Genomic DNA, 12,607 nt, shown 5'->3' with positions numbered 1-12,607 from the left:
GGGGGGGGGGGGGGGGGGGGGGGGGGGGGGGGGGGGGGGGGGGGGGGGTGGGGGGGGGGGGGGGGGGGCCGGGTGGGGGGGGGGGGGGGGGGGGGGGGGGGTGGCGGGGGGTGGGCCGGGTACTCGGGGTTCCTACTTCGAGAGGAGGCGGAACACCGTGACCGGGACCATCGATCATCGGGCCGTGCACGACGAGCGCCACTCCGTGGGCGAGCTCGTCTCACAGGCCTCGGAGCAGCTCTCCCGGCTCGTCCGGCAGGAAGTGGCTCTCGCGAAGGAAGAGCTGGCCGAGAAGGGCCGGCGTGCGGGGCGTGGCGGTGGGCTGCTCGGTGCGGCGGGTGCCGTCGCCTACGCCGGGCTGCTCGCGCTGGCCGGGACGGGTGTCGCCGCCCTCTCGCTGGTGCTGCCCGTCTGGGCCGCGGCGCTCATCGTGACGGGGGTGCTGTTCGTGATCGCGGCCGTGCTGGCCGCTGCCGGCCGGGGGCAGTTGCGCCGGGCCACGCCTCCCACGCCTGAGGAGGCTCTCGGCAGTGTCAGGGCCGACGTGGAGGAGATCAGGGAAAGGGCACATCGATGACGGACGCGACGGGTGGGGCCAAGGGGCCCGATGAACTGCGGCAGCAGATCGAGCGGACCCGTAGTGAACTCGGCAACACCGTGGAGGAGTTGGCGGGAAAGGCGGACGTGAAGGGGCGTGCGCGGGCTCGGGCGGCCGATCTCCGGGACAAGGCCGGGGCGATGACGGTGCAGTTGCGGAGCAGCGCCGCGCAGGCCGGGCACACGGTGCACGACAAGGCGACGCATGCGGGGCCTCGGCCGGTGCGCGGTGTCGTTCAGGCCGGGATGCGGCACCCGAAGCCGGTGCTGGTCGCCGGGGCGGCTGCGGGGGCTGCGGTCGTTGCTGTCGAGGTGTTGCGGCGGCGGCAGCATGTGACTCGCGGGCATCGCTGGCAGCGCTGGTATCGCTGAGCGGGGTGGAGGGCGGGCCGTTTGCGCCTGCGCGGTGGTGATGGGTCGGGGCCGCGTCGGGGGCGTCCGTCCTCGAACGGCGCGATGGAGTCCCACACCAGCTGACTGGCGTTGACGCGCCAACCGCTGCGGGCGGACACATCCCGACACGTCCCCTTCTCGGCGTGCGCGGGTGCGGCTGCGTCTCGGCTGAGCTGCGGGGTTCCGCTCAGCCGCCGCAGGCCCCCGCCGCGGACCGCCAATCCCGCCTCGCTGCGCCCACCCGTGCCGCTGGGTGCGGCACGGGTGGGCGCAGCGGCACCCCGTTCCGCCGGTCTGCGGACCCACCCGCCCTCAGCACGGACGTTGAGCACCTGGAAGCGCCGGGCCCTGCGACACCCCTCGCTTGACCTCAACCTTGGTCGAGGTTGAAAGGTGGGGTGCGCAGGCAACCGGCGCATATGACTGGAGTGTTCAATGAGCCCTCGAACCGAGCAGCACCCCGACCTCACCGACACCCGGATCGGTGCTCCCTTCTTCAGCACCTGGCGGGTCGGTACACCAGAGCGGCAACGGCAGACCGTGGAGGCGATCGGGCGGACGTGGGAGCGGTGGCCGTGGCCCACCGGTGATCTGCTGGGGTACCACGTCTACGCGGGGCACGACGGGTCCACGTTGATGCACTACTCGCAGTGGAGCGACGAGCAGGGGTACGAGACCTTCTTCAAAGTTCATCGGCAGGAGCGGGTCGACGAGATCGACACCGCCGTGCCGGGCATCGAGCGGGTGAGCCTCGAGCGGTACCGGCGGTACCGCAGCCTCGAGCGGGCCGTCGGGGACGTGCGGGTGCCCGGCCTGATCGTCACCGTGCGGGTCGACTTCGAGGAAGCGGCCGGGGAGCGGCGGGAGGAGTGGGTCGATCTCGTGCTCAAGGCCCTGGGTGACGATCCGGAAGGGAACGCCGGGCTGATCTCCGCTCATTTCCATCTGAGTACCGATGGCGGGCACGTGCTGAACTACGCCGAGTGGGAGAGCGGCCAAGCCTATGACGAGGCCTTGGCGGCGCCCGGGACCGGCACGTGGGAGCGGGTGCGGACGTACCCGGGGGTGAGGGGATCGAGCGGGAGCCGGTACCGGCATGCCCTGGGGCTCGTCCCCGGGTGAGTGCGGTGCCGCGGGGCCGGCTGGACGCTCTGGTCCAGCCGGCCCGTGGCCGAGGAGTTACGGGCGGAAGCGCAGGACCTGCGGGTCGTGGTCGCTGATCTGGTCGTTGAACTCCGCGTTGACGTGCACGCTGTCGTACTCGAAGTCGCAGTCGCGGCGGATCGACGGGCTGATCAGGATCTGGTCGAGGACCTGGCTGTTGCCCTGATAGACGTACGAGTAACGCTCGCTCCTGGGCAGCGACTTGATCGCCGACCAGAGTTCGCCCCGGCCCTCGAGGATCCTGGTGGTGCCGGAGAACTCGAAGTCGTTGATGTCGCCCAGGGCGATGACGTCCGCGTTCTTCTGGGTGTCGAGGATGTCCTTGACGAAGGCGTTCACCAGCGTGGCCTGCTGGTGGCGCTGGGTCTCGGAGCTGCGGGCCGGCGGCTGGTACTGGGAGGTCAGGCCCTGGTCGCCGCCCTTGGAGTTGAAGTGGTTGGCGATCACGAAGACCGTACGGCCGCGGAAGACGAACTCGCCGGCCAGCGGCTTGCGGCTGTTCCTCCAGGCCTCGTCGGCGGGGGCGATCCGCCCGGGGCTGAGCGTCAGGTGCGCCTTGCCGCGGATCTTAGTCACGCCGGTCGCCGCCGTGGCGTCGCCGCCCGCGCGGTCCGTGAAGGAGACCCGCTCCGGGTTGAACAGGAACGCCTGGCGGATGTTGCCGCCGGGCTCACCGCCGTCGGCCTTGTCGGCCGGGTCGATCGAGCGCCAGTCGTACGTCGGGCCGCCGGCCGCGACGATCGCGTCGATCAGCTTGGTCATGGTCTGGTCGGCGGCGACCGTACCGTCGTTCTCCGCGCCGTTGTTGTCCTGGATCTCCTCCAGGGACACGATGTCCGGCGACTTCAGGTTGTTCACGATCGCGGAGGCGTGCTCGGCGAAGGTGTCGTCGGTCGGGTCGAGGTTCTCGACGTTGTAGGTGGCGACCGCGAGTTCCGAGGAGCGCTGCTTGCGCGTCGTCTCACGCTTCAGATCCGCGGACTTGAGCGTTCCGAGTTCGCTCGCGACCAGGGTGTAGCCGCCGAACTGGTTGTAGTCCAGCGGGCCCGCCGTCGTGCCGGTGAGCGTGTCGCCGACGTTCGCCTTCGGGAAGTCCGCCGCCGCACCGAGGGACTGGATCTGGAGGCGGCCGGTGTTCTGGGCGTCATAGGAGCCGTAGACCGTGCCGCCGTTGCGGCTGCGGTTCTCGTGCGGCTTCACCGTCACCCAGAGTTCGGTGTACGGGTCGGTGGCGCCCACGACACGGGTGTCGGTGACGCGGACGGTCATGCCCTCCAGTGCCTCGTAGTGGTCCAGGGCGTACTTCGCGGGCTTGAGGGGGAGGGCGTTGATCGAGCCGTTCGCCGTGGTGTCGCCGGCCGGGGCGTAGGCGGCGGGGACCGACCTCGCGTCGACCGTCGTGGCGGCGGGGAGCCGGTTGCCGCTGGAGACGACCGTGGTCGTCGGCTTGGTGATCTCCGTCAGGGACTGGTTGCCGGAGGCGGTGCCGCCGGGGACGTACTCCGAGACCGTGCCGCTGACCCTGACGGAGTCACCGACGGCGACCCCCTTCGGCGTCGAGCCGGTGAAGACGAAGACGCCCTCGCTGGTCGCCGGGTCGGCGTCCGGGTTCGGGTCTTGCATCCAGAAGCCGCGGGACTGGCCGTAGGTCCGGATGCCGGTGACGATTCCGGTCACGTCCGTGACCTGCTTGCCGGCGTACGGGGACGTCCGGGTGACGCCCTGGATGTCGTGGATGCGGACCGGGTCCGCGTGGGCCGGGGTGGTGAGGACGATCGTGGATGCCGCGGAGCACGCGGCGGCGACGGTGAGCGCGGCGAGGCGCGCGGACGACTTGCTCGGCAACGGGGTTCCCTCCGGGGACGTGACAGGGCGCCGGGACGAGGGTGGTGCGTGGACTGTCTGCCGCTACCTGTGGGGCGGGCAGTGTGACGCGCGTAGAAGGCGGTGGACGGGCGGGTCTGGTGGGGCCGGCCCGGTGAACAAGTGTCCGCCGACTTCTACGCGCGTCAATCTCCAGCCTGCTCAGGTCACTTGTCAAGGTTTCGGCCATGTACAGCTCCTGACGGGGACATGAAGTAGGCGGCATAGGTGTAAATCCGTCTAGGCTGAGCGGCTGAGTCGTATGAGGCGCCCTAGGAGAAACAGCCGATGTCAGACAGCTCCCCCCTGCCGCCGGTGCGGCTGCACCCCGAAGCGGAGCTGGCGCGCGACGCACTGTCCACGCCGTTGCTGTCCCGGGCCGCCCGGCTGGCCCGCTGGGCCGGGCCGGAGACCCGGGTCGACGCCGGGGGCGGGCTCGTCGACGAGCAGCTGCCCGCGGCCGCCGAGGTGCTCGGACTGAGCGGGGACGACGCCGCCGCCGACGCCAGCGAGGCGTGGCGGGTGGCCCTGGACACCGGGCTCGTCGAGATCGTCGACGAGGAGGAGGGCACCGTCACGGCGGGCGAGGACATGGCGCTGCTCACCGGCGGCTCGCCGCAGGACGTGCTCGCGGTGTGGCTCGCGGCCCTGGAGACGGTGCTCGCCGACGCGAGCGTGCCCGACCTCGACGGTCTCGTGGCCGAGGGCGGCGAGGTCGACCTCTCCGCCCTCGACTGGGACCCGGAGGCCGAGGCCGAGTTCCTCGACGGGGTGCTCGGCAACCTCTACCTGCTGACCGCCGGCGAGGACACACCCGCCGGAGCTCCGGTGCCGCTGCCCGCGCTGGCCGCGTCGGTGATCGTGCCCAGCGACATGGGCGAGCCGACCAACGACGTCCTGGAGCAGGTGTCCGACGCGATGATGCGGCTGGACGACCAGTTCCGGATGCTGGAGCCGGTGGGGCTCGTGGCGTACCAGCCCGTGGACGAGACGCTCATGGCCGAGGCCGACGAGGAGCCCGCGGCGCCCGTCGACGACACCGACGTCTCCCGGTACGGCATGGTCCGGCTCACCCCGCTCGGGGTGTACGGCCTGCGTGCCCGGCTGCTGGAGGCCGGATTCGAGGCACCGGCCGTCGGAGACCTCGCGGACAAGGGAGCCGACGCGCTGCTCGACGGCACGGCGGCGTTCCCGCCGGGTGCGGCGCAGGCCGAGACCGAGCAGTGGCTGGAGCGCCGGGAATCGCTCGCCGCGGCACGGGAGTTGCTGGCGGCGGCGCGGGGCTCCGATGCCGGGGCGCCGCTGCGGCGGCTCAGGTGCCAGCAGGCCTTGTCGCTGGTCGGTGCCTCGGCCGGGCCGGCGCTGCGGGAGGTGCTCGACGACGCCGAGCTGGGCGGGCTCGCCCGGGTGTGGCTGACCGAGCACGGCGCGGTGGACGTGCCCCCGCCTTCCGAGGCGATGGTGTACTGGCTGACCATCGACACGGTGGCCGCGCAGCTGGCCGCGGAGGGGAACTCCGAGGAACTGCGGGCGCTGGTGGAGGGGCTCGCGCAGCAGCACAGTGGGTTCTTCGCGGCCGTGTGGCGGGTTGACCACCCTGCGACGGCAGACGTGCTGGAAGCGATGGGGCGGTTGCATCCGGACAAGAAGGTCGCCAAGGAAGCGCGGAAGGCGGCCTTCAAGGCGCGGTCGCAACAGGGTGGTTGATGCCGCTTTGCGGGTGCGGCGCCGTCGTGGCTTGTCGCGCCCACGCGGCGGAGCCGCATATGGATACAGTCCCGCGCCCCTTGGTGCGCTGTTCAACCCCTGTTCACGGATGAGCGAGACGGTGTTGCGGAACGAGGTCCGCCACCCTCCACGGCATACCCACCGTCACAGGAGACACCCATGTCGCTCACCCGCAGGGACTTCGCCAGAACCTCCGCGATCACCGGTGCCGGTGTCGCGCTGGCGGGCAGCGTCGGCGCCCTCGCCACCGCGCCCAACGCCCTCGCGTCCTACGACACCGACAGTGCGGAGGGCGCGGCGGACGCCCGGCACCCAGTCGGTTACGGGCCGCTCGTCCCCGACCCCAAGGGCATCCTCGCCCTGCCCGCCGGCTTCACGTACCGGATCATCACCTACAGCGGCAGGACGAAGCTGGAGTCCGGTGAGTTCACGCCGTCCAACCACGACGGCACCGCCACCTTCGACGGCCCCCGCGGTACCACCCTGCTCGTCAACAACCACGAGCTGAAGGGCCCGCGGGCCAACTGGAAGTACCCGGTGCCGCTCACCGAGGGCCTCGTCTACGACCCGGCCGCCGCCGGTGGCTGCACGGTCGTCGAGATACGCCCCGACGGACGGGTCGCGGAGTGGGTCGGCATCGCGGGCACCTCCACCAACTGCGCCGGCGGCAGTACGCCATGGGGCACCTGGCTCACCTGCGAGGAGAACTCCGACAGGGCCGGCGTCAACGGCATGACCAAGGACCACGGCTACGTCTTCGAGGTCGACCCCTCCGACCGGCGCGCCAACCGCAGCCCCAAGCCGCTGAAGTTCTTCGGCCGCTACGACCACGAGGCCGTCGTCATCGACCCCAGGCGCGGCCACGCCTACCTCACCGAGGACGACGACGAGCCCAACGGCCTCTTCTACCGCTGGACCCCGCCCAAGGGCTTCGCGTACGGCCCCGGGAAGTTCCGCGAGCTCGCGGATGACGCCGGTGTCCTCCAGGCGCCCAAGTGCTACGACTCCGGCGGCCGGTTCGTCGACGACCTGTCCCGCGCCACGAAGACCGGCACCGTCTACGGCGTCGACTGGGTGGACGTACCCGACCGCGACGCCCGCACCACGCCGGTGCGCGAGCAGTTCGGTGACGGGGAGGTCACCCGCGCCCGCAAGCTGGAGGGCATGTGGTGGGGCGACGGGGGTGCCTACATCGTCTCCTCGTACGCCCGTGAGGAGAGCCCCGTCCAGCACGACGGCCAGGTCTGGTTCTACGACCCCAGGCGCCGGACGCTGACGCTGAAGGTCCTGCTCGGCGTGAACCCCGACCCGTCCGAGGACGGCGCGTTCGACGGCCCCGACAACATCACCGTCTCCCCGTACGGCGGCATCGTCCTGGCCGAGGACGGCGAGGGCGTCTCGCACCTCTTCGGCGCCACCGAGAGCGGCCGCACCTACCCGATCGCCCGCAACGACCTGAACGTCGGCACCGAAGAGGAGCCGGAGTACAGCGAGTTCGCCGGTGTCACCTTCTCACCCGACGGCAAGACCCTTTACGCCAACATCCAGGACCCGGGCATCCTGCTCGCCATCACCGGCCCCTGGAAGCGGCAGAAGCGGTAATTAATTCGCTCGCAGGCCCCGCACTGCGCCTCCTACAGTGAGATCACAACGTCACGCACCTCCCGGTGCGATGGCAGCGGCTACTTCTCTTCCAAAGAATCCGACGCCGCCGCCGACTTGATCTCGGGAGGCGCAGCATGGGGTGGGTGCCCGGTGCGCAGGCAACGGTTACTTCATTTGATCGGAAGGTTGCGGGTTCGAGTCCCGTCAGCGACTTCGGGTCGCTGTAGCTCAATCGGCAGAGCATCCGGATAAGTCCGTCGCCGACTTCTGTTCTCGGGCACCCACCTTTCTCATGCGCGCTTCCCCCGAAATCTGCGAAGACTTCGGCAACCTGTAAAGAATTCGGGGGAATTCATCATGGCGCGATTCAACAGCAAGGCGGCGCGGGCGCGTCCCGTCTCCCGCGTGACCTCCACCGGGCGTGTGCTGCGCACGTACGAGGGCGGCCGGGGCCGCGAACGTGACACACGCTCCGAGCTCTTCCTGCTGGCTGTGTCCAACTTCGTTTCGCAGCAGACCTTCTACGAGACCGGCGCCGACCGCGACGACCGCTTCGCGAAGCTCGTGCGCGAGCTCGCCGTCACCGACCCGGCGTGGACGGCCGGCCTGCTCGGCTGGCTGCGCGGCGAGGGCAACCTGCGTACGGCCTCCGTGGTCGGCGCCGCCGAGTACGTCAAGGCCCGCCTGGACGCGGGCGCGACCGGCGGCCCGGCCAACCGGCAGGTGGTCGCCTCCGTGCTCCAGCGGCCCGACGAGCCCGGTGAACTGCTCGCGTACTGGACGGCGATGTACGGCCGCAACGTGCCCAAGCCGGTCAAGCGGGGCATCGCCGACGCCGTGCGCCGGCTCTACCACGGCAAGGCGCTGCTGAAGTACGACACCGCCTCCAAGGGCTACCGCTTCGGCGACATCCTCAACCTCGTGCACGCCGCCCCGGACCCGGACAAGCCGTGGCAGGGCGAGCTGTTCCGGTACGCCCTCGACCGGCGGCACCACCCCGACACCGCGGTGCCGCCCGCGTCGGACCGCGTTCTCACCGCGCACCGCGAACTGATGGCCCTGCCGGTGGCCAAGCGGCGCGCGGTCGTGACCGCCGAGGGCGGTGCCGAGCGGCTGGCCGCGGCCGGGATGACGTGGGAGGCGCTGGCGGGCTGGCTCCAGGGGCCGATGGACAAGGCGGCCTGGGAGGCCGTGATCCCGTCCATGGGCACGATGGCGCTCGTGCGCAACCTGCGGAACTTCGACGAGGCCGGGGTGTCCGACGAGGCCGCCGAGCGGGTCGCCGCGCGGATCAGCGACCCGGCGGAGGTCGCGCGCTCGCGGCAGTTCCCCTTCCGGTACCTCGCCGCCTACCAGCACACGCCGTCGCTGCGCTGGTCGTACGCACTGGAGCGGGCGCTCGGCCACTCGCTGGCCAACGTGCCCGTGCTGCCCGGCCGGACGCTGGTGCTCGTGGACCGCTCGGGCTCGATGTTCTGGTCGCGGCTGTCCGACCGCTCGGAGCTCAACCGCGCCGACGCCGCCGCGATCTTCGGCACGGCGCTCGCGCTGCGGGCGGAGCGCGCGGACCTGGTCGAGTTCGGCTCGACGAGCGACCGCGTGAAGTTCCGCAAGGGCGAGTCGGTGCTGAAGATCCTCGACCGCTTCGGCGACCTGGGCGGCACCGACACCACCGAGGCGGTGCGCCGGCACTACCGGAAGCACGACCGCGTGCTGATCGTCACCGACGAGCAGTACACGCACCACCACCGGGGTGACCCGACCGAGCAGGTCCCGGCCGACGTGCCGGTCTACACCTGGAACCTCGCCGGATACCGGGCGGGCCACGGCCCGTCGGGCACCGGGAACCGGCACACCTTCACAGGCCTCACGGACGCCGCCTTCCGGATGGTGCCGCTGATCGAGGCCTCCCGGGACGCCGACTGGCCCTGGGCGGCCTGAGGGACCGTGGCCCGCACCGCGAGGGGAGTGCGGGCCACGGTCTTGTCCGGACCCTTGTCCAGACCTGGTACTGACATCTAACATTTCAGTTTATGGAAGCCATCCGGCCCGTGCCCCGGACCCTGCTCAGGGACCGTGCGTACGCGGCGATCCGGGACGCCATCGTGGCCGGGGAGATCGAACCCGGTGCCGTGGTGCGGGACGCCGAGCTCGCGGAGCGGCTGGGGTTGTCCCGGGGGCCGGTGCGGGAGGCGTTCTCCCGGCTCGTGGACGAGGGGCTGCTGGAGAGCAAGCCGCAGAGCTACACCCGGGTGACCCCGCTCGTGGCCTCCGACGTCAGGGACGCCGCCGCCGTGGTCGGCGCCATGCACGAGCTCGTCACGCGGGTCGCCGTGTCCCGGCTGGGCGCCGCGGACATCGAGGCGATGAGCGCCGCCAACCAGCGGTTCTCCGTCGCCGTCGGCGCCGGAGACGTGGACGGAGCCCTGCGCGCCGATGACGCGCTGCACGAGGTCCTCGTCCGGGTGAGCGGCAACCGCGCGGCCGCCGCGACCGTCGCCCGCTACACCCCGCTCATCCGCCGCCTGGAGCGACAGCGCTTCGGCGAGGGCGGCAGCTGCCGTTCGGCCGGACTTCACGAGCGGCTGATCGAGGCCTGCGCGACCGGTGACGTGGCCGAGGCGGTCCGCGTCACGGCTGAGATCTGGCGAGGGCTCGCAGAACTCGCCGACTGAGACCGGACCGATACCCATCCCGACCCCGGGAGGAACCATGTCCCTTTCCCCGTCCCCGTCTCCTTCCTCTTCCTCGCCCCTTGCCTCATACGAGCGTTACCCCCTCCTCTTCGGGCCCTCGCCCGTCCATCCCCTGGAGCGGCTGACCGCGCACCTCGGCGGGGCCGCCCTCTGGGCCAAGCGCGAGGACTGCAATTCCGGTGTCGCGTACGGCGGCAACAAGACCCGCAAGCTGGAGTACCTGGTCGCCGACGCGCTCGCGAAGGGCTGCGACACGCTCGTGTCGATCGGCGGGGTGCAGTCGAACCACACCCGGCAGGTCGCGGCGGTAGCCGCCCGGGCCGGGCTCAAGTGCGTGCTGGTGCAGGAGAGTTGGGTGGAGTGGCCCGACGCCGTGTACGACAAGGTCGGCAACATCCTGCTCAGCCGCCTCGCCGGGGCCGACGTGCGGCTGGTGAAGGCCGGGTTCGGGATCGGGTTCAAGGAGAGCTGGGAGCAGGCGCTCAGGGAGGTCGAGGAGGCGGGCGGCAAGCCGTACGCCATCCCGGCCGGCGCCTCCGACCATCCGCTCGGCGGCCTCGGTTTCGCCGGGTGGGCGTACGAGGTCGCCGAGCAGGAGCGCGAGCTGGGCGTCTTCTTCGACACCGTGGTCGTGTGCTCGGTGACCGGCTCCACCCAGGCCGGCATGGTCGCGGGGTTCGCCGCGCTGGAGGAGGCGGGCGGGCGGCCCCGGCGCGTGCTCGGCATCGACGCCTCGGCGAAACCCGCCGCGACCCGTGGCCAGATCGCCCGGATCGCGCACAACACCGGGCAGCTCATCGGCCTCAAGCGCGAGTCGACCGAGCTCGACGTCGAACTCGACGAGCGGTACCACGCGGGCACGTACGGCATCCCCGACGAGTCCACCCTGGCGGCGATGCGGCTCGCGGCCCGGACGGAGGGGATGGTCACCGACCCCGTCTACGAGGGGAAATCCATGGCCGGGATGATCGACCTGGTCTCGCGGGGCGAGATCGGCCGCGACTCCACGGTTCTCTATGCCCACCTGGGCGGACAGCCGGCGCTGAACGCGTACAGCGCGCTGTTCTGACGCCTGACCGTGGGGCCCTCCCTCCCCCGGCCGCGTGGGAATCAACCGGCCGGCCCCTGGGTTGTCAGCGGATACCCCAGCTCTCGGAGGAGCCCCATGCCCGAGGAACCAGCCGTACGAGAACTCCGTCTGGTCGTGACCGCGGACGACTACGACGCCGCGCTGCACTTCTACCGGGACGTGCTCGGCCTGACCGAGCAGGGCGCGTTCGCCTCGGAGAGCGGGCGGGATCACGATCCTGGAGGCCGGGCGGGCCACCCTGGAGCTGACCGACCCGAACCATGCCGCCTTCATCGACGAGGTCGAGGTGGGGCGGCGGGTGGCCGGGCACGTCGGGTCGCCTTCCAGGTGGACGACTCCGTCGCCACCACGGCGAAGCTGGCCGCCGCCGGCGCCGAGGTGGTCGCCGGGCCCACGCGCACACCCTGGAACTCCGTCAACTACCCGTCGCTAAAGCGACGGGCGCACAACGGGCGCCACTGGCTGTGATGCTGCGTCTGCGTCCTGCCCCTCCCACCGACTTCGGGGGTGGGGCTGGGGCCGTTGACTGGGCCCCGCGTCGCCACAACTCCCACGCGCGGGCGCGGATGTTGCGGGAGCTGTTCCGGTCCGCGTGATCAACGAATCCGCAGGACCGGCACGCGAACCAGGCCTGGGAGACCCGGTTCGCTGCGTCGATGTGGCCGCACTCGGCGCAGGTACGGGAGGTGTACGCCGGATCGACGTGCACGACCGGCACCCCGGCCTTGCGGGCCTTGTACGTGATGAACTGCCCCAGCTGGGCGAAGGACCAGCTGGAGTCCGAGGTGGTGGCGATGTTCACGATGCCCAGGTCGATGCCGAGGAAGTCCACCGGTTCGGTGTTCGGCTCGGCCTCGGGGATTTCGCACGTGGCGTTCAGGAACCACATGCCGTCCCTGTGCACGAGATCGGACTCGCCCCTGCGGTACAGCGCGAGCGTGGCCAGCTGCTCGACAGATGCCGTGAAAGCCACGTTCTTCATCCGCCCGCCGGTGGTCCAGACCGACACCGTCCGCCCGGCGATCTGCCACGACAGCATCCGGTCGTCGTAGGGCTGAGCACCAAAGGAACGGAAGGCAACGGGCTTTTGCGTGGCGCGGCGGTAGCGCGCTGAGCCGGGACGCCCCAGACGGCCCGCCCTCAGGTTCGCCTTCAGCGTGGCGTACGCGTCGCAGGTCTTCTTGATCGTGTGCCGGGCCGCCTGAGCACCGAGGTTCCAGCGGGACTTGACCTGCTCGTAGGTGAGCCTGCGCAGGGCGAAGTTCCTGAACTCCCCGTGTTCAAAGGCGACCCGGCTCACCCAGGTGGCAGCCTCGTTGCAGCCGCGCAGGGTCGCCTCCAGAGCCGCCGCCTGCACGGGCGTCGGCAGCAGCCTGACCTGCACCACCAGCTTCACGATCAGCGATCGTAGACACCCGCACGACACCCCACCACACGTTCCCAGCTGCTCACCCCATCGAGTGACCCGTGC

At 71.2% G+C, this 12,607-nt stretch carries 11 protein-coding genes; 9 read left to right on the top strand and 2 right to left on the bottom strand.

The genetic code is table 11. The features are described 5' to 3' along the window. The first annotated feature begins 157 nt into the window (after positions 1–157). The 3 genes from AOQ53_RS13955 (at position 158) to AOQ53_RS13945 (ending at position 2,112) form a co-directional block, all read left to right on the top strand. On the top strand, positions 158–577 hold the full coding sequence (locus tag AOQ53_RS13955; protein WP_059417364.1) for a phage holin family protein: 420 nt from the start codon (positions 158–160) through the stop codon (positions 575–577). Beyond that, the gene (locus AOQ53_RS13950; protein WP_059417363.1) at positions 574–969 is read left to right on the top strand and encodes a DUF3618 domain-containing protein; all 396 of its coding nucleotides are present in this window, start codon (positions 574–576) and stop codon (positions 967–969) included. Before AOQ53_RS13955 ends, AOQ53_RS13950 begins: the two co-directional genes overlap by 4 nt. 456 nt (positions 970–1,425) lie before the next feature. Further along, the gene (locus tag AOQ53_RS13945) at positions 1,426–2,112 is read left to right on the top strand and encodes an antibiotic biosynthesis monooxygenase (protein WP_059417362.1); all 687 of its coding nucleotides are present in this window, start codon (positions 1,426–1,428) and stop codon (positions 2,110–2,112) included. Positions 2,113–2,169: 57 nt separating this feature from the next. Here AOQ53_RS13945 and AOQ53_RS13940 read toward each other — a convergent pair whose 3' ends face one another. Then, entirely contained in the window at positions 2,170–3,999 is a 1,830-nt protein-coding gene (locus AOQ53_RS13940) for an endonuclease/exonuclease/phosphatase family protein (RefSeq protein WP_059417361.1), read from the bottom strand. Between the two features lie 306 nt (positions 4,000–4,305). Between AOQ53_RS13940 and AOQ53_RS13935 the strand changes: the two genes are divergently transcribed. From AOQ53_RS13935 to AOQ53_RS40920, 6 genes are all read left to right on the top strand, one after another. After that, positions 4,306–5,724: a hypothetical protein gene (locus AOQ53_RS13935; protein ID WP_059417360.1), complete on the top strand. Its 1,419-nt coding sequence runs from the start codon at positions 4,306–4,308 to the stop codon at positions 5,722–5,724. A gap of 180 nt (positions 5,725–5,904) precedes the next feature. After that, entirely contained in the window at positions 5,905–7,347 is a 1,443-nt protein-coding gene (locus AOQ53_RS13930; protein WP_059417359.1) for an alkaline phosphatase PhoX, read from the top strand. Between the two features lie 360 nt (positions 7,348–7,707). Continuing rightward, entirely contained in the window at positions 7,708–9,291 is a 1,584-nt protein-coding gene (locus AOQ53_RS13925) for a TROVE domain-containing protein (RefSeq protein ID WP_059417358.1), read from the top strand. Positions 9,292–9,383: 92 nt separating this feature from the next. Continuing rightward, complete coding sequence (locus tag AOQ53_RS13920; RefSeq protein ID WP_059417357.1) at positions 9,384–10,025, top strand: GntR family transcriptional regulator; 642 nt, start codon at positions 9,384–9,386, stop codon at positions 10,023–10,025. A 37-nt stretch (positions 10,026–10,062) separates the two neighbouring features. Next, positions 10,063–11,115 carry a 1-aminocyclopropane-1-carboxylate deaminase gene (locus AOQ53_RS13915; protein ID WP_059417356.1) on the top strand — a complete coding sequence of 351 codons (1,053 nt, stop codon included), beginning with the start codon at positions 10,063–10,065 and terminating at the stop codon, positions 11,113–11,115. Positions 11,116–11,211: 96 nt separating this feature from the next. Then, positions 11,212–11,604: a VOC family protein gene (locus AOQ53_RS40920; protein WP_078945300.1), complete on the top strand. Its 393-nt coding sequence runs from the start codon at positions 11,212–11,214 to the stop codon at positions 11,602–11,604. Here the strand turns inward: AOQ53_RS40920 and AOQ53_RS13910 are convergent. Next, positions 11,552–12,532 carry an RNA-guided endonuclease InsQ/TnpB family protein gene (locus AOQ53_RS13910; RefSeq protein ID WP_059417355.1) on the bottom strand — a complete coding sequence of 327 codons (981 nt, stop codon included), beginning with the start codon at positions 12,530–12,532 and terminating at the stop codon, positions 11,552–11,554. The two genes, AOQ53_RS40920 and AOQ53_RS13910, sit on opposite strands and share 53 nt — an antisense overlap. Positions 12,533–12,607 lie beyond the last annotated feature (75 nt).

It is taken from the genome of Streptomyces azureus (assembly GCF_001270025.1).
Taxonomy (GTDB): domain Bacteria; phylum Actinomycetota; class Actinomycetes; order Streptomycetales; family Streptomycetaceae; genus Streptomyces; species Streptomyces azureus.
The sequence above is the reverse complement of the archived record's forward strand: the minus strand, read 5'-3'. Positions and strand labels throughout refer to the sequence as shown.